At 46.5% G+C, this 254-nt stretch carries 1 protein-coding gene; it reads right to left on the bottom strand.

The genetic code is table 11. The annotated features are described in order from the left end of the window. On the bottom strand, window positions 1-254 hold a 254-nt coding region (locus HZY94_RS10400), incomplete at both ends, for an ATP-binding cassette domain-containing protein (RefSeq protein ID WP_228064514.1).

Raw genomic sequence — 254 nt, 5'->3', positions numbered from 1 at the left:
TAAGGGCAGAGATACTGACATTTTTCAGAACTTTTTGACCTGGTAGGTAACCAAAGTCAATCCCTTCAATCGCAACTCCATCTCGTAACTCGGTAAAGTGAGGCGCTTGGACAGGACGAATCTCTTCGTCATAGTCCCGAATATCGCGACCATCAAATTTGATAGCCCCCGCGTCAACATCGTAGAAACGGTTGATCAGGTTCATAATGGTGGTCTTACCAGATCCTGTCGGTCCAACTACCGCAACCATTTTC

The sequence above is a fragment of the Streptococcus danieliae genome (assembly GCF_013415245.1).
Taxonomy (GTDB): Bacteria; Bacillota; Bacilli; order Lactobacillales; family Streptococcaceae; genus Streptococcus; species Streptococcus danieliae_A.
This window is presented reverse-complemented; position numbering and strand designations above follow the sequence as displayed.